Raw genomic sequence first — 17021 nt, 5'->3', positions numbered from 1 at the left:
ACCCGGAAGACGAGGGGACACCATGACCACCATCGATCCCATGCCGCCCATCCTCGGCGAACTGGCACGCACGGAGATCAGGGTCCGGCTCGTCGGCAACAACGAGCTCGAGGTCAGCGCGCCGCGGGGTGCGCTGTCGGCTCACCTGCGCGACCGCATCGTCGCCGACAAGCCGGCGATCATCCGCTGGCTGTCCGGAGCCGCGCGCACCGCGCACGCCCTGCCGCAGGTCGTGCCGGACCCGGCGGCGGCCGACGAGCCGTTCCCGCTGTCCGACCTGCAGACCTCGTTCCTGGTGGGCGCCGCCGAAGGGTTGGAGTACCACGTCCGGCCGCACCAGTACATGGAGTTCGACCTGGTCGACCTCGACGTGGAGCGGTTCGTCGACGCGGTGAACCGCAACCTGCTGCGGCAGCGGGACAACCTGGTCGCGGTCACCGAGGACATGAGGCTCCGTCGCATTCCCGACTTCGTGCCGTTGAAGCCGGTGGTCCACGACTTCCGGGGACTGTCCGCGGAGCAGGCAGGGCGTGAGCTGCTGCGCATCCGCGAGGGAGTCCGCCGCCGGCAACTGCCGCTGGACCGGTGGCCGTGGCTGGACATCCAGATCAGCCTGCACGGCGAGCGTGACGCTCGCATCCACTACAACAACAACAACTTCTTCAGCGACGGCATGGGCACCAGCCGCTTCCTCGACGCCGTGTTCGGGCTCTACCGCAACCCGGGACTCGTGCTGCCGGAGCTGGAGATCAGCTTCCGCGACTGCGTCGTCACGCTCTCGGAGATCGAGCGGTCACCTCTCGGCCACGAGTCGGAGAAGTACTGGCGGGACCGCATCCCGGAGTGGCCCGACGCACCGTCGATCCCCCTGGTCACCGGCAGCCAGGCCCAGGGCAGGTCGGAGCTGAACCGGCGTGAGCTCGTGCTGTCCGCCGAGCAGTGGACCGCCCTCAAGCGGCGGGCCCGAGCCCACGGCCTGACCGACAGCAACGTGATGTACGCGGCCTACGCCGAGGTCGTCGCCACGTGGAGCGGCACGAAGCACTTCCTGCTCAACAACATGGTCACGCACCGCCTGCCGCTGCACCCGCAGATCGGCGAGGTCATGGGCAACTTCGCCTCCCTGTACCCGCTGGAGGTCGACTGGCGAGGTGACGAGACCTTCGAGCTCAAGGCACGGCGGCTGCGCGCCCAGGTGCTGCAGGACATGCAGCACACCCACTGGAGCGGCGTGCAGGTGCTCCAAGCGCTCAACCAGCACCGCCGCACGCCAGGCCGTGCCGCGTGCCCCTTCGTCATCAGCAGCGGCCTGTTCATGGGCAAGTTCGACCGGCCGACCTACTCCACCCTCGAAACACCGCAGGTGCTGCTCGACTGCCAGTTCTGGGAGCAGGACGACGGCACGATGTGGATCGCCTGGGACGTCATCGAGTCCATGTTCCCCGACGGCGTGATCGATTCGATGCTCGACGCGTTCCACCGGCTCGTCGTCGGCCTGGCCAATGACGACACCTGGTGGCAGCGCACCGCCTTCGACCTCGTCCCCGGCCACGACCTCGCCGCTCGGCGAGCGCTCAACGAGCTGCCGCACCACGTACCCGAGGGCCTGTTGCACGACGCGCTCGCCGAGCGCGCCGTCGACTCGGCCGACCGGGTCGCGGTGCGCACGCCGACGTCCACGGTCACCTACCGCGAGCTGCACGACCAGAGCACGCACGTCGCGGCGTCCCTGCGCAACGCGGGCATGACCCCGGGGCAGCTCGTGCCGGTCGTGCTGCCCAAGGGGTGCCGGCAATCGGTGGCCGTGCTGGGTGTGCTGTCCGCGAGCGGTGCCTACGTCCCCATCGACCCCGAGTGGCCCGCCGATCGGATCGCGCACCTGCTCAAGGCGACCGAAGCCGAGCACGTCGTGACCATCGACGCCCTGCACGACCGGATCGCCGGTCTGGGCGACGTGACCGTCCACGTGGTCGGGTCCGGGGTCGTCGAGGTCCCCGCCGAGCCCGCACCCCGGCGGGACCCGCTGGACCTCGCTTACGTGATCTACACCTCCGGGTCCACGGGCACCCCCAAGGGCGCCGCCCTCGACCACCGCGGACCGCTGAACACCATCCTCGACATCAACGAGCGCTTCGGCATCGGTGCGTCGGACGTCGTCTTCGGCATCTCCTCCCTGTGCTTCGACCTGTCCGTCTACGACGTCTTCGGCACCGTCGCGGCGGGTGCGACCCTTGTGCTGCCCGACCCGTCGGAACTGCACGACCCCCGCGCCTGGGTGTCCACCATCCGGTCGGCTGGTGTCACGGTCTGGAACTCGGTGCCGGCGCTCATGCAGTTGGCCGTCGAGGAGGCCGAGGCGACCGGTCTGGGCCTGCCGTCACTGCGGGTGGTCATGCTCAGCGGCGACTGGATCCCGGTCGACCTGCCCGACCGCATCCGCCGCGTCGCGCCGAACGCCCGCGTCATCAGCCTGGGCGGCGCGACGGAGGCGTCGATCTGGTCGATCTACCACCCCGTCGACGCGGTCGACGCGGCCTGGACCAGCATCCCCTACGGCAAGCCCTTGGGCGGGCAGACCTGGCACGTGCTGGACGAGACCGGCGCCGACGCGCCGACCTGGGTGCCCGGCCACCTGCACATCGGTGGCGTCGGCGTGGCCGTCGGCTACTTCAACGACCAGGAGCGCACCGACGCCGCTTTCGTCACCCACCCGAGGACCGGCGAGCGGCTCTACCGGACCGGCGACCTCGGCCGCTACCTGCCCGACGGCACGATCGAGTTCCTCGGCCGGGCCGACTTCCAGGTCAAGATCCAGGGCTTCCGGGTCGAACTGGGCGAGATCGAGCACGTCCTCGCGCAGCACCCGGCGGTGTCCAGGGCACTGGTCACGGTCCGCGACACGGTCGCCGGCCGCCAGCTCGTCGGCTTCGCCGCCGCGACCGGGGTCGACGGCCAACAGGTGCGCGAGTTCCTCGCCGACCGGCTGCCCCGGTACATGGTGCCCGCCAACGTGACCGTGCTCGACCGGCTGCCGCTGACCTCCAACGGCAAGGTCGACCGGCGCGCTCTCGACGCGCTGGCCCCCGTGGACGGCGAGCCGACCCGGGAGTACGTCGCGCCACGCACCGACCTCGAAGCCGAGGTCGCCGCCATCTGGGCCGCGGTGCTCGAAGTGCCGCGGGTCGGCGTGCTCGACGACTTCTTCGAACTGGGCGGCCAGTCCTTCGCCGGACTTCGGGTGATCAGCCAGATCTCCCGGCAGCTCGGCAAGCGCCTGTCGCTGGGCGCGCTGCTGTCCGGGCGCACCGTCGCGGCTCTGTGCGAGCACCTGAGCCAGGCGCGAGCCTGGTCGACGCTGGTCCCGCTGCGTGAGAACCCCGGCAAGCCCAGGGTCTTCCTGGTCCACCCGGCCGGCGGCAGCGTGCTGGCCTACCGGCCGCTGGCCGAGTCGGTCGACGCCGACTGGTACGCCTTGCAGGCTCCCGGGCCGGACTCCGGCCAGGAGGTACCCGCCGAGGTCGAGGACTTCGCGGTCCGCTACGTCGAGGAGATCCGCCGCGTGCAGCCGCACGGGCCGTACGTGCTCGGCGGCTGGTCGTCCGGCGCGGTCATCGCGGCCCACGTCGCGCACGAGCTGGAACTGGGCGGCGACCGCGTGACCCGCCTGTTCGTGTTCGACTCGCCCGCTCCGGTGCCGGCACCCGAAGTCGACCAGGTGTCGATGCTGCTGTGGTTCCTCGAAGACCTCGACATGGGCTTCCGCGCCGAGGACGCGACCGCGGACGAACGCGCCGCGCTGCTCGCCGTCGCCGAGCACGATCGCCTGGGCGCGGGTCTGGAGCTGCTCGAACACCGCACCGGCCGGGCGGTCGCGGTGGACGAGGCGCACCTGCGCCACACCTACGCGGTGTTCACCGGTGTGGTGCGGGCCTGTCGACGCCACAAGCCCACCGTCATCGGCGCCGACGTGCTGGTCGTCCGAGCCGCCGACGGCGCCGTGAGCGAGTTCGCGGACCACCCGAACGCCGCCGACGCCGACTGGGGTTGGCGCACCCTCACCACGGGCACCGCGACCGGGGTGGCCCTGCCCGGCACCCACTACACGCTGCTGACCGACCAGCACGTCATCCCCGTCGCGGCCGCGGTGCGCGACCACCTCGAACAAGTGCTGGAGGCACGATCGTGAGTCGCGACTTCCCCCTGCTGGTCGACGTGCTGCGTGATCACGCCGTCAAGCGCGCCGACGACATCGCGCTGATCGTGCTCGCCGACGGCGAGACCGAGCACACCCGGCTCACCTACGCCGAACTCGACGCCCGTGTCCGAGAGCTCGCCGCCCGGATGCAGCACGCGGGCCTGCCCGGCGAGCGGGTGATCATCCTGCTGCCGACCAGCGTCGAGTACGTCGTCAGCATCCTGGCCTGCCTCTACGCCGGTGCCGTGCCCGTGCCGCTCAACCCGCCGACCAAGAGCACCCACCGCGAACGCGTCGACCACGTCGTGGAGGACTGCCGACCCGCGCTGGCGATCGTCTCCTCCAGCGACGGGCCGATGGCGCACCTGCCGGAGGAGTACGGCTGCGGCCTCTGGTCGGTCGACGACGTCGCCGACCGCGCCGCCTTCGAGTGGATCCCGCCCGCGACCAGCCCGGACGACGTGGCCTACCTGCAGTACACCTCCGGGTCCACCAGTCGGCCCCGCGGCGTGGTGGTCACCCACGACAACATCGTCTACCAGCCCGCGCTGTTCAGCACGGGCCTCGGCATGGACGCCCGGGAAGTCGTCGTCACGTGGCTGCCGCTCTTCCACGACTTCGGCCTGATCGCCGGGCTGTTCATGCCGCTGCTGCTCGGCGCCACCACGGTGATGATCCCGCCGCCGGTGTTCGTGCAGCGGCCGCTGCGCTGGCTCGCCGCGGTCAGCAAGTACCGCGCGACGGTGTCGTTCAGCCCGAACTTCCCCTTGGACCTGTGCTGCGAGCGCGTCACCGAGGAAGAGAAGGCGGCGCTGGACCTCAGTTCCTGGCGGGTGCTCGCGCTGGGCGCGGAGCCGATCCGCGCCGACACCATCGACCGGTTCGCCGAGGCGTTCGCCTCCTGCGGGTTCCGGCCCGACGCGTTCCGCACGGCCTACGGCATGGCCGAGTCGACGCTCGCGGTCGCTACGCACCCACCTCGCAACGGCGTCAGGGTCGTCGAGGTCGACGTCGAGGGCTTCGCGCGCGGTCGGGTCGACGTGGTGCCGGCCGGCACGCCGGGACCACGTCGTCAGCGCCTGCTCAGCAACGGCCCGTCCCTCGGCGACACCGAGGTGGTCGTGGTCGACCCCGAGACCCGCGAGCCGTTGCCGGAGGGCCGTGAGGGTGAGATCTGGCTGAGCGGTCGCACGGTCGCGGCCGGCTACTGGAACCGCCCGGACGACACCGCGGAGACCTTCGGCGCTCACCTGGCCGACGGCACCGGTCCGTACCTGCGCAGCGGTGACCTCGGCACGCTGATCGACCGCGAGGTCTACATCACCAGCCGCCGTAAGGATCTGATCATCATCCGCGGGCGCAACCACCACCCGCAGGACATCGAGCTGACGATGACCGACGCCCACCCGGCGCTCAACCGAGGCCTCGGCGTGGCGTTCTCCGTCGACGTCGACGGGGAGGAGCGCCTGGTCGTCGTCCAGGAGATCAAGCGCACCGAACGCGGCAAGCACGACCTGGCCGAGGTCGCCCGCAAGGTACGCGGCGCGGTCACCGAGGAACACGACGTGGCCATCGACACCGTCGTGTTCATCCGGCCCGCGTCGCTCCCCGTGACGACCAGCGGCAAGGTCCGCAGGCAGTTCACCAAGCAGGCGTACCTGCGCGGGGAGCTCAAGGTCGAGTACGTCTCCGGCCCGGTGACCACCGACGCGCCCACCGAAACCGCCGAGGAACGCGACACCGCCTCCGTCGTGGAGTGGCTGCGGGCCCGCGTCGGGACCAAGACCGGCCTCGTGCCCGCCGACGTCCCGGTCGACGCGACGTTCGGCAGCCTTGGCCTGGATTCGGCCCAGGCCCTCGGTCTCAGCGGCGACCTCGCCGCGTGGCTCGGCCGGCCCGTCGATCCCGCGACCCTCTACGGCAACCCGACGATCCTCCGCCTGGCCGTCGCCCTCACCACGGGCGTCGAGACGCCGGCCCTTGCCGAACCGGTCGCGCCGACAGAGCCCATCGCCGTGGTCGGCATGGCGTGCGCGTTCCCCGGCGCGGACTCCGTCCGTGAGTACTGGTCGCTGTTGGTCGAGGGACGCGACGCGGTGACCGAGGTGCCGGCCGACCGCTGGTCCACCGACTCGTGGTACCGCGAAGGCACACCGGTCCCGGGGCACAGCACCACCAAGTGGGGCGGGTTCCTGCCCGACGTCGCCGGGTTCGACGCGCGGTTCTTCGGCGTCTCCGCCGAGGAGGCCGCGGCGATGGATCCCCAGCAGCGACTGCTGCTCACCACCACGTGGCGCGCGCTCGAAGACGCCGGTGTCCCGGCTGATGCGATCGCGGGCGCCAACGTCGGCGTCTTCGTCGGCATCAGCACCACCGACTACGGCCGGCTCATGGTCCGCGACCACGTCGAACCGGGTGCCTACACCGGTACCGGGACTTCGCTGAGCGTCGCGGCAGGCCGCATCTCCTACTTCCTCGACCTCACCGGGCCCAGCGCGTCGATCGACACCGCCTGCTCCTCCTCGCTGGTGGCCGTGCACAACGCGTGCGAGAGCCTGCGTCGGGGCGAGTGCGACACCGCGATCGTGGGCGGCGTCAACCTGCTGCTCGACCCCGACCTCATGGTGGCGTTCTCCCAGGCCGGGATGATGTCCGCGACCGGCAGCTGCAAGACCTTCGACGCGTCGGCCGACGGCTACGTGCGCGGCGAGGGCTGCGGCGTGGTCGTGCTCAAGCGCCACCGTGACGCCGAACGGGACCAGGACCGGATCCACGCACTGGTCGTGGGCTCGGCGGTCAACCAGGACGGCCGCAGCAACACCCTCACCGCGCCCAACGCCCTGGCGCAGCAGGCGGTCATGCGGCGGGCACTGGCCGACTCCGGCCTGGCTCCCGGCGACATCGGCTACGTCGAGGCACACGGCACCGGCACGAGCCTCGGCGACCCGGTCGAGCTGGCCGGCATCGCCGCCGTCTACGGCGCACCGGAGGCGAAGAACCCGCTGTGGGTCGGTTCGGCGAAGACCAACCTCGGTCACCTGGAAGCCGCCGCCGGTGTCGCGGGCCTGCTCAAGGCGATCCTCGCGGTCGAGCACGGCCTCGTCCCGCGCCACTTGAACTTCGAACAGCTCAACCCGCACATCACGCTGGACGGCACCCGGTGCCTCATCCCGACCCGACCGCAGCCGTGGTCGGACGAGGCAGGTCCCCGGGCCGCCGCCGTCAGTTCGTTCGGCTTCAGCGGCACCAACGCGCACGTGATCGTCCGGCAGGCACCGCGACCGGCCCGTTCGACCGACGATGACACGAGCACCTGGCGGATGTTGCCCGTGTCCGCCAAGAGCGAAGGTGCGCTCACCGGACTGACCGATGCCGTGGTCGAGGTGCTCGACCGGACCGAGCACGGCGCCGACTTCGCCGCGCTGTGCCGCGCCGCCCACCGCCGCACCCGCTTCCCGTACCGCGCCACAGTCGTCGCGCGCACGGCGAAGGAAGCGTCCGAAGCACTGCGCGAGCACCGCGTCGGCACGCCGTCGGCGTTCGTCCTGACCGGTGTGGTGCCCGACACCGGTCCCGGACCGCTGGCCTGGCTCTTCCCCGGCCAGGGGTTCGCGCGCCCCGGCATGGCCAAGCCGCTGTACCGGCGCCACGAAGCGTTCCGCGACGCCCTCTCCGAGGTCGACGCGATCGTGCGGGGTGATCTCGGCGTTTCCCTCCTGCCCACGCTGGCGGGGGAGGAGGGAGAGCTGGTCGACCTGGCGCAGACCCGGTACGGACAACCCGCCATGTTCGCCACCCAGTACGCCATCGCGCGGCTGTGGCGTGACTTCGGCGTCGAACCCGACTACCTCATCGGCCACAGCCTCGGCGAGTTCGCCGCAGCGGCCATCTCCGGCGTGCTCACCTTGGAGGACGCCGCGGGTCTCGTGCTGTCGCGCGCCCGCCTCATGCAGGAGACCCAGCCCGGGGCGATGTACGCCGTGCGCACGCAACACATCGAGGAACTGCTGAACGAAGTCGAGGGTGACATCGCCGTCGCGGCGTTCAACAGCCCGGAGGACGTCACCATCTCCGGTCCGGAGAACGCCACCGAGGAGTTCGCCGCCCGCTGGGTCCAGCGCGGCGCCAAGGTGACGAGGTTGGGCGTCAACCGCGCGTTCCACTCACCCCTCATGGAATCCGTGGTCGACGCGTTCGCCGAGCACGCACGGCACGTCCGCCACTACGAGGGCGGCGTTCCGATCGTCTCCACGCTCAGCGGAAACCTGCTGCCGGCCGAGCCGCTGACCGGAACACACTGGGTGGACCAACTGCGCAACCCCGTCCGATTCGCCGAGGGCCTGAAGACGCTCGGCGGGCTCGGCGTCCGGCACTTCGCCGAGATGAGCCCCGAACCGGTGCTGTCCCCGCTCGGACCGCGCAACGTGCCCGACGCCACCTGGCTGACCAGCGGTCACCGCCAGGACGAGGACGACCGCCGGCTGGTGCTGTCCCTGGCGGAGTGGCACAGCTCCGGCGGCACCCTCGCGCTCCGGCCGGCCGGTGGTCCGGTGGACCCGGCGGTGCTGCCAGGCCACCCGCTGCGCGCGGACCGCCACTGGTACACCCCCGGCACGACCAGGAAACGCCCCGCGGCCGGGCACCCGTTGCTCGGGCACCGCATCGACATCGCCGGCGCGCCCAGCGAGTGGTTCGCTTCCGAGGTCGGCGCGACGCGGCCGTGGTTCGTCGAGCAGCACCGGATCGGGGGAGTGGCCCTGCTGCCCGGCGCCGCGATGATCGAGTGGATCACCGCCGCGGCGAAGGCCGTGCTCGGCGGCGACACCTGGACCCTCGACGACGTCCGGTTCACCAGCGCCCTCGCCCTCGAACCCGGTCGAACCGCAGCCGTGCAGGCAGTCGTGGACCCGGCCGGCGGAGCGGTCGACTGCTTCGCCCGCGACGACGGCGACGATCGCTGGACACCCAGGGCCCGAGCAGGCGCCGTGAGGCGCGGCGCGGTCGCGCCCGAGCCGGGGCGGCCGGCGGAGGAACTGGCGTGGGAGCTGGTGCGCCAGGACCCCGACGCCCTGTACTCGCGCTTCGCCACGGCGGGCATGGCCTACGGGCCCGCGTTCCGCGGGGTTCGGCAGCTGTGGCTCGGGCATGACGAGGCCGTAGGGCGGATCAGCGTCGATACCGGGCGTCCTGAAGACGGGTCGTACACGCTGCACCCCGTTGTGCTCGACGCCTGTCTCCACGTCGCCGCGGCCTTCATCCCGGACCTGCCCAACCCGCTCGTGCCCGTCGCGGTCGAACAGGTCGTGGTGCACGCCGAGCTGCCCGGTGACCTGTGGTCCCACGTCAGGTCTCGCGGCGTCCAGGACTCCGGCGAGCACGTCGTCGACGTGCGGCTGACCTCCACCACCGGAGCGGTCCTCGCCGAACTGCGCGGGCTCGCCCTGCGTCCCCTCGGCAACGCCATCCACGCGCCGTTGCGCCAGTACACAGTGGACTGGGTGCGGGCGGACGAGGTGCGCTCGACGGGCCAAGACGGCAACTGGCTGCTCATCGGTCCCGATGAAGGCACCACGCGGGATTGGCAAGAGCGCCTGCGCAGCAAGGGAATCGCCGCGTCCGGGTACTCGGGAGGAAGTGTCCCCGACGAGGTCACCGGAATCCTGGTGATCGGGGCGACACCGCGCAACGACGACCTGGCCGGGTTCGAGGAGGCCGCGCGCTGCGCCGTTCTCCCCCTCAGGGAAGTCCTGCCGGGTCTGGCCGCCCGGCGGCCGACAGTCGCCCTGTGCACCGAGAACGCCGCCGGCACGCCCGGTGACGTGCCACGCGTGGCGCGGGCCGCACTCGCCGGTGTCGCCGCCGCCTTGACCGCCGAGTACCCCGACCTGCCGGTGGTCCACGTCGACCACGACGGGGCCGGTGAGCCGGCCGACGTGGTGACGAGGGCCGTCGGGCTGGGCGGCTCGGGCAGGCTCGCGTCGCGCGACGGCGAGTGGCTCCAGGCCAGGTTGCGCGCCACCGAGCCGGACGAAGTCGACTTCAAGCTCCGCGCGGACGGCACGTTCATGATCACCGGTGGGTGGGGTGCGCTCGGTCGCGTCACCGCTCGGCACCTGGTCGACCGCGGTGCGCGGCACATCGCGCTCGTGGGCAGGCACCGACCCGAACCGGACCCGGACTGGGTTGTCGAACTCCGCCAGCGGGCGACGGTGGTGCTGCTGACCGCCGACGTCACCGACGAGAGCGACCTGCACAACGCCCTGGCCAGGATCTCCGAGACCATGCCGCCGCTGCGGGGCGTCGTCCACGCCGCGGGCACCACCGACGACGGAGCGTTCGCCGACCTCGACTGGTCCCGGTTCGAGCACGTCCTGGCGGCCAAGGCTCGCGGCGCCTGGAACCTGCACCGCCTCACGGGCGGCGAACAGCTGGACCTGTTCGTGATGTTCTCGTCGTTCGCCTCGCTCATCGGGTCGGCCGGACAGGCGAACTACGTCGTGGCCAACACCTTCCTCGACGCCTTGGCGGAGGTGCGGCAGGTGCGGGGGATGCGCGGCACCAGCGTCAACTGGGGGCCGTGGTCGGACGGCGGCCTGGCGACCGGGGAAGGGCTGGCCGACAAGCTCGCCCGCGGCGGTCTGCACGGCATCAGCGACGATGAAGGCGCGTCCGTGCTGTCGGCGGTGCTCGGCGGCGGGCACACCCAGCTCGGTCTCGCCAAGGTCGACTGGGACCGCTACCTCGCCGTGAACGGCGGATCGGCCGACAACACACTGCTGTCGGACTTCGCGCCGAGCACCGTGCAGCAGGCTCCGGCAGCACCGGACGTGAGCGAGTTGGTCCTCACCGATCCCGAGAGCGCGGAAGCCCAGGTCACCGACCTCCTGCTGCGGGAAACGTCGGTCTTGCTGGGCTTGAGCGCCGTCGACCGGGAGGAATTGCGCGCGAGGTTCGCCGATACGAAACTGACCAACCTCGGCTTGGATTCCCTGATGGGAGTGCGATTGCGTGACCGGTTGCTCACCGGCTTGTCCGTCGCGCTACCGGGCGAGGCGCTCTTCGACGGCAGCACCGTCCGGGACATCGTGAAAGACCTGTGCAAGCAGATCGCGCTGAAGGCCGTGGTGCGCGAGGAGGAAATGCCCGACTCCGACGACCTGGAGGTCGTCCGATTGTGATCGGCTAGTGGTGGCAGGTGTCCACGAGGCAGTCCGCCGCGGCGGACGGGGGCTCGGCCTCGTGGGCATCCGCCACCGGCCGATCAGGGCCGAACATGATCACGAGCACGCCGACGAGGCAGATGCCCACTCCGATCAGGTCCCAGCGGTCCGGGCGGAACTTGTCCACCACCACGCCCCAGATCAGCGCGCCGATGATGAAGACGCCCCCGTAGGCCGCGAGGACGCGGCCGAAGTTCGAGTCCGGTTGCAGCGCGGCCACGAAACCGTAGAAGCCGAGGACCACCACGCCGCCCGCCAACCACAGCAGGCCGCGGTGCTCCCGCAAGCCCTGCCAGATCAGCCACGTCCCACCGATCTCGGCGAGCGCGGCCAGCGCGAACAGGACCACGGTCTTGATGGGCATGGCGCCATGATAGGTCACGCTTAAGTGACGATCGGACACGCCCAGTATTCGAGAGGTCGAGCGTGACTTGTGTCATGCTCCATAAGGGGGCCGAGTTCACTCGTTCGTCCCAATCGTGACCGGGCAATACGCCGCCGGTGGGCTGGATCGACCCTGGTCGGACGGGTAATCTCATTCCAGTTGGCTGCATGTCTGGGGGACATTTTGGCTGAGGACTTGTTGTCGATCGACAAAGTCGCCAAGGAATCCGGGCTGGCCGCCTCGGCGCTGCGCTACTACGAACGCTGTGGGCTCATCGGCCCGGTGGTGAAGGTCCGGGGCAGGCGTCACTACTCGCGCGAGGTCCTGCACCGGCTTTCGGTGATCAAGGTCTGCCAGGCGGTCGGCTTCAGCCTGACCGAGATCGCCTGCCTGCTCGACGGTGGTGACGAGTCGGCCTGGAAGGAGTGGGCGGCCAGGCGTCGGACCGATGTCGAACGGCAGATGGAGGTGTTGCGCGAGGTTCTCGTCACGCTCGATTCGGCACTCGGCTGCACGTGCGACCGATTGGCGAGCTGCCCCGAGATGGGGCCGCGCGGACGGTTGGCCATCGCGGCGCCACATCGCCGCTTGGATCTCACCGAGAAGCGTCGGTCCTGGGCCGCCGCCCAGGTCTGATCGAGTGGGCACAGGTCGGCAGAACCGTTCGAACAATGGGATAGCCGATCTTGCGCTTTCGCACGATCGTCACGAGCGGTGAGGTGGAGTAGGATCAGGGTATGGAATCTGGGCAAATGACGGTTGCGGGCTTGTCCCGGCGCACCGGGGTTCCGAGTGACAGCATTCGGTATTACGAACGCGTCGGCCTCCTGCCGAAACCGCCGCGCACCAAGGCCGGTTACCGACGGTACGGTGAGGACGCCGTCGACCGGCTCCAGTTCATCCAGGGAGCGCAACGGCTGGGCCTCCGGTTGCGTGAGATCAACGACCTGCTGTCGATCCGTGACACCGGGACGTGCCCCTGTGGCGATGCCGCGGTCCTCCTGCGGGATCGCATGGAGGAGATCGACAACGAGATGAAGCGCCTCCAGGCGCTCAAGAGTGAGCTCTCGGCGATGGTCGGCCAACTTCCCAGCACCGACTGCCCGAACCCCGAGCCGGGCGTGTGGCGGCCACCGGTCCGGATCGCCGGCTGACCCGAACACACGTCAGGGGCGCTCCGACCGAACCCGGTCGGAGCGCCCCTGACGTGGTGTCAGCTCGAAGCGCCGGCGCGTGCCGCCGCCCTGGCCCGTGACTTGCGGGTGAAGTACGAGATCGGGATGACCGCCAGCGTCACGCCCAAGCCGACGATGATGACGTCGACACCCCACTGGAGACCGCCGAACACCAGCAGCACGGTGTTGAAGACGAACAACGCCACGGCCACCCCGACGAAGGCCTTGCCCAGCTGGAAGCCCTCGTCGTCGTCACGCCGGAAGCGGCGCAGCGTCAGGTAGGCGATCGGCAGCAGGACGAACACCACCAGGTAGCCGAAGGTGGCCGCGGCCACCACGCTCACCACCCGGGTGCCGAAGACCACCAGCATGATGATGATGACCACCGCGTCGAACGCGATGGAGCCGACCGGAGCACCCCGCTTGTTCGTCCGGCCGAACACCTTCGGCAGGTGGCCGTCCTGCGCCATCTGGTGGATGGTCCGCGACGAGCCGATGATGAAGATCTCGGCGCCCAGCACCAGGACGGCGGCCAGGCCGAGCCCGACGACGTACTCGCCGGCCGGGCCGAGCGTGATCCCGCCGATCTCGGCGAAGACCGTGAACGGGTCGCGCTGCAGACCTTCGACGCCGACGACACCGAACATCGAGATCGGCACGAGCGTGAAGGCGGTGATCGCGATGACCGCCGAGATCGACATGACCCGCTTCATGTACCGCTCGGGCCGCTTGATCTCCGCGCACACCGTCGACGCCATCTCCGCCGCATAGGCGGCCCAGGTCGCGATGAACGTCCACTTCAGGATGATGCCGACCACGCCCCAGCCGTCGGTCGGCGCATCGTCAGGGAGCTGCGTGGGCAGGATCCGGGCCACGTCGAAGGATTCCGGGTGGAACACCGGTGTCAAGACCACAACAGACACCACTCCGAGAGCGACCACGGCCAGCGCCGCGTTGACCATCGTGGACAAGCGCAACCCGAGTGCGGTGACGAAGTACAGGGCGATGCCGATGAGCACCGCCAAGAGGATGACGTTGCCGCTGGGCCAGAACAACGACTTGAGGTAGGTGGCGGCCAGGATCAGGTTGACCGCGATGCCGGGTGTCCAGGCGAACCAGTACGCCCACGACGACAGCGCCCCCAGCGTGGGCGACCCCTTGGCGGTGGCTCGGTAGGCGAACTGCGCCGTACCGCCCGCGCGGCCGGTGAACCTCGACGCCAGCTCGGCGATCAGCAGGCACTGCAGGGCGCCGACGACCGCCGTCGCGATCCAGACCCAGATGGACGCGTTGCCGATCTCCGCGGCCATCTCGGCCATGGACACGGCGATCATGAGCGACGCTCCGACGGCGACCAGGATCGACGTCCACCACGACGCTGTTACGGGAAGCATGCTCCGGCCCGGGAACACCGCGTCGTCGACGTTGCTCCCACTTCGTGGGCGCTCGATGGTGGAGCGGGCGGTTAACGAACCTTCGTGTGCTCGAGACACGGGACCTCCTTGTGGCGGGCGCGGCAAAGCGGGCCGATCGACGGCCGTCAGGGACCCCGGATGTCCCACGGTTGCGACTTGCCATCACCGTCGTGCACACGACGTGGACGTCCACAGTGGCCGAAACCCGCGACTGGTTCCGGTCGAGTGCGAACGTAGGACGAACCCTCGCTCGCCGCAATGTTGTGGCACAGGACTCACTTATTCGGCCGCACTTGTAATGGTTCTGTAGCCGAAGCGCGTCGATCGTGAGGCCGTGTTGCTCCACCAGGGTGAAGCCCTGGTGCACCGCTCGTCCCCGAGCACGGCCCTGCGGCGGGGGTTGACTTGAAGCCAGGTTCAACTACGAAACTACGACCAGCAAGCGACCCCGGATGAACTCGGAACGACTCGACCGGTTCCCGTCGCGACCCGGAACCGGCACAGCCTCAGGTGGACGATTCTGCGGACCTCCCGTGGAAGCGCCCACGGCGAACCACATCGGACAGATCCGTTCGTGATGAACGGACGCGAACACGCGCGCCCAGCTACTGGGGGAGTGCGCCTCTTCGACAGCTTGGAGGGCAGGCTGGCCATGGCAAACCTTCTGAAGAAGGCCTACGACGCCACGTGGGGGAAGTACGTCTTCGCCGGGATGTACGACAAGTTCCTGGCGAAGGTGGAGGGCTACGGTCTTTCGGAGAAGCGTGCGGAGTTCCTGAAGCCCGCCTATGGCCGGACGATCGAGTTGGGCACGGGCACAGGTCTGAACTTGCCGCACTACCCGGACGCGGTGGACGAGTTGATCCTGACCGAGCCGTACCCGCACATGGTGGCCAAGCTGGAGGAGAAGACTCGCAACTACCCGCGGCGCATCCAGCTCGTCGTGGCGGGCGCGGAGAGGCTGCCCTACCCCGACGGTTACTTCGACACCGTCGCGGCGGCGATGATCCTGTGCACGGTGCCGGATCCGCAGCCGGCGTTGCGGGAGATCGAGCGGGTGTTGAAGCCGGGTGGGCAGTATTTGTTCCTGGAGCACGTCCGCAACAGCGACCCGAAGGTGGCGCGGAAGCAGGACATCATCCAGAAGGGTTGGTACTGGTTCGGCAACGAGTGCCACTGCAACCGTCCGACGGTGCAGACGTTGCAGAACTCGTCGTTGGAGATCGCGGATCTCCAGGAGACGAAGATGCCGGGCGCGTGGGAGTTCATCGAGGCCATGGTCATCGGCCGTGCGGTCCGTCCGACCACCACCAATTCGCTGTCCGTGTCGGCCGCCACCAACGGCCACACGCACGCGGACGCGGACTGCGACTGCTGAGCTGACCCGCATCGCGGCGGGCCGTCCCACGGGGCGGCCCGCCGCACCGCACCCCAGACCTTCGACCAAGGACGCGTCGAGGCACCGTGTCGAAGATCCGCATCACCAGGCTCGCCGAGATCACCGGCTTCACCCCGGCCACGATCCGGTTCTACGAGAGCACGGGGCTGCTTCCGGCCGCGTCCCGGACGTCGAGCGGCCACCGCGTCTACAGCGACAGCGATGTCGACCGGCTGCGGTTCATCGCCCGTGGCAAGCACATGGGCCTGACGCTCGACGAGATCCGTGAGCTGATCCACAGCTGTGACGACGACTCGATCACCGTGGAGCTCGACCGGGTCCTGGGCACTCTGCGCACGAGGATCGCCGAGGTCAACGAACGCGTGGCGGAGCTGTCCGCGTTCTCCGCACAGCTCACGACCAGCTTGTGGGCGGTCCGATCGCACGGCGGGACGGACACCGCGGCAGTCGAACCCACCTGCCGGGAGCACTGGGCACGCGCGCTGTCGCTGCCGCACACGCGCCGGCACGGCGACGACCTGATCACTCTCACGTTCCCGAGCAGCCCGGCACTGCTCGCCGTCCTCGCCGAACTCGTGGCACACGAGTCCGCGTGCCAACAACCGGCGGCCATCCTGCTGCATTGCACCGGCCGTGCCACCGTGCTCGAAGTCGCCGTCGCGGAGGTCACTCGGCGGTTGATCTCGGATCTGTCGGAAGATCGGACGCCGGCTGCGGAGGACAGCCCGATCGGCGGTCTTGCACCCGGTACCGGAGTACAGGCTTAACGTTGAGACCTCAGCGCGGACGACCAGGAATCGCACGAGAAGGCCCGGGTGACGTACCTGCGCACCGGTCGAGTCGCAGAAGAGGCGGGGGTGAACCTGCAGACGCTGCGCTACTACGAGCGGGTCCGCCTCGAAGAGATCCGGGCGCTGCTGGAGGTCGGCACCGGCCGGACGCGAGGACCCGGACTCCCTGAGCGCACGGCGGCCAAGCTGGTCGAAGTCGAGTCGAAGCCGCCCGGCCTGGAGATCATCCGCCAAGCGCTGCTCGAAGCGGTCGCGGACGAGCACGACGGTCCGGCCGCTTCTCCCGACTGGACACCGTTGTCGGGCCTGGTCGATCACAAACCCGGTGAGTGATCGACGGCGAGGTCGACCGTGATGGCCCGACCTCGCCGTCGACCTCGTCGCTAGTACCTGTAGTGCTCGGGCTTGTAGGGGCCCTCGACGTCCACGTCGATGTACTCG

The 17021-nt window shown here is 69.9% G+C and carries 8 protein-coding genes and 1 pseudogene; 7 read left to right on the top strand and 2 right to left on the bottom strand.

What is annotated here, in order from left to right; translation table 11 throughout:
* Nucleotides 1-22 precede the first annotated feature (22 nt).
* Together A6A25_RS40970 and A6A25_RS40965 are read left to right on the top strand one after the other, a co-directional pair.
* On the top strand, nucleotides 23-4186 hold the full coding sequence (locus tag A6A25_RS40970; protein ID WP_073899881.1) for a non-ribosomal peptide synthetase: 4164 nt from the start codon (nucleotides 23-25) through the stop codon (nucleotides 4184-4186).
* Nucleotides 4183-11373, top strand: a complete 7191-nt coding sequence (locus tag A6A25_RS40965; RefSeq protein ID WP_073899879.1) for a type I polyketide synthase — start codon at nucleotides 4183-4185, stop codon at nucleotides 11371-11373. Before A6A25_RS40970 ends, A6A25_RS40965 begins: the two co-directional genes overlap by 4 nt.
* An 85-nt stretch (nucleotides 11374-11458) precedes the next feature.
* Here the strand turns inward: A6A25_RS40965 and A6A25_RS40960 are convergent.
* Nucleotides 11459-11779 (bottom strand): annotated as a pseudogene (locus A6A25_RS40960) (YnfA family protein); the annotation flags it as partial.
* A 219-nt stretch (nucleotides 11780-11998) separates the two neighbouring features.
* Between A6A25_RS40960 and A6A25_RS40955 the strand changes: the two are divergent.
* Both A6A25_RS40955 and A6A25_RS40950 read left to right on the top strand, forming a co-directional pair.
* The gene (locus A6A25_RS40955) at nucleotides 11999-12436 is read left to right on the top strand and encodes a MerR family transcriptional regulator (RefSeq protein ID WP_158073910.1); all 438 of its coding nucleotides are present in this window, start codon (nucleotides 11999-12001) and stop codon (nucleotides 12434-12436) included.
* Nucleotides 12437-12537: 101 nt separating this feature from the next.
* On the top strand, nucleotides 12538-12954 hold the full coding sequence (locus tag A6A25_RS40950) for a MerR family transcriptional regulator (protein WP_198933048.1): 417 nt from the start codon (nucleotides 12538-12540) through the stop codon (nucleotides 12952-12954).
* 59 nt (nucleotides 12955-13013) lie between these two features.
* On the opposite strand, the gene A6A25_RS40945 is transcribed toward A6A25_RS40950, so the two are convergent.
* Nucleotides 13014-14369, bottom strand: a complete 1356-nt coding sequence (locus tag A6A25_RS40945; RefSeq protein ID WP_143193736.1) for an APC family permease — start codon at nucleotides 14367-14369, stop codon at nucleotides 13014-13016.
* 673 nt (nucleotides 14370-15042) lie between these two features.
* On the opposite strand from A6A25_RS40945, the gene A6A25_RS40940 reads away from it, so the two are divergent.
* The 3 genes from A6A25_RS40940 (at nucleotide 15043) to A6A25_RS40930 (ending at nucleotide 16913) form a co-directional block, all read left to right on the top strand.
* On the top strand, nucleotides 15043-15768 hold the full coding sequence (locus A6A25_RS40940) for a class I SAM-dependent methyltransferase (RefSeq protein ID WP_158073909.1): 726 nt from the start codon (nucleotides 15043-15045) through the stop codon (nucleotides 15766-15768).
* A gap of 86 nt (nucleotides 15769-15854) precedes the next feature.
* The gene (locus tag A6A25_RS40935) at nucleotides 15855-16556 is read left to right on the top strand and encodes a MerR family transcriptional regulator (RefSeq protein ID WP_073899869.1); all 702 of its coding nucleotides are present in this window, start codon (nucleotides 15855-15857) and stop codon (nucleotides 16554-16556) included.
* Between the two features lie 48 nt (nucleotides 16557-16604).
* The gene (locus tag A6A25_RS40930; protein WP_073899867.1) at nucleotides 16605-16913 is read left to right on the top strand and encodes a hypothetical protein; all 309 of its coding nucleotides are present in this window, start codon (nucleotides 16605-16607) and stop codon (nucleotides 16911-16913) included.
* Nucleotides 16914-17021 lie beyond the last annotated feature (108 nt).

Origin of the sequence: Saccharothrix sp. CB00851 (assembly GCF_001905065.1) — a bacterium.
Classification (GTDB): Bacteria; Actinomycetota; Actinomycetes; order Mycobacteriales; family Pseudonocardiaceae; genus Actinosynnema.
This window is presented reverse-complemented; position numbering and strand designations above follow the sequence as displayed.

Bases quoted from the DNA above. Each gene is read 5' to 3' on its own strand.
- A6A25_RS40970 (WP_073899881.1), top strand. From the start codon at position 23: ATGACCACCATCGATCCCATGCCGCCCATCCTCGGCGAACTGGCACGC.
- A6A25_RS40950 (WP_198933048.1), top strand. From the start codon at position 12,538: ATGGAATCTGGGCAAATGACGGTTGCGGGCTTGTCCCGGCGCACCGGG.
- A6A25_RS40945 (WP_143193736.1), bottom strand. From the start codon at position 14,369: ATGCTTCCCGTAACAGCGTCGTGGTGGACGTCGATCCTGGTCGCCGTC.
- A6A25_RS40940 (WP_158073909.1), top strand. From the start codon at position 15,043: ATGGCAAACCTTCTGAAGAAGGCCTACGACGCCACGTGGGGGAAGTAC.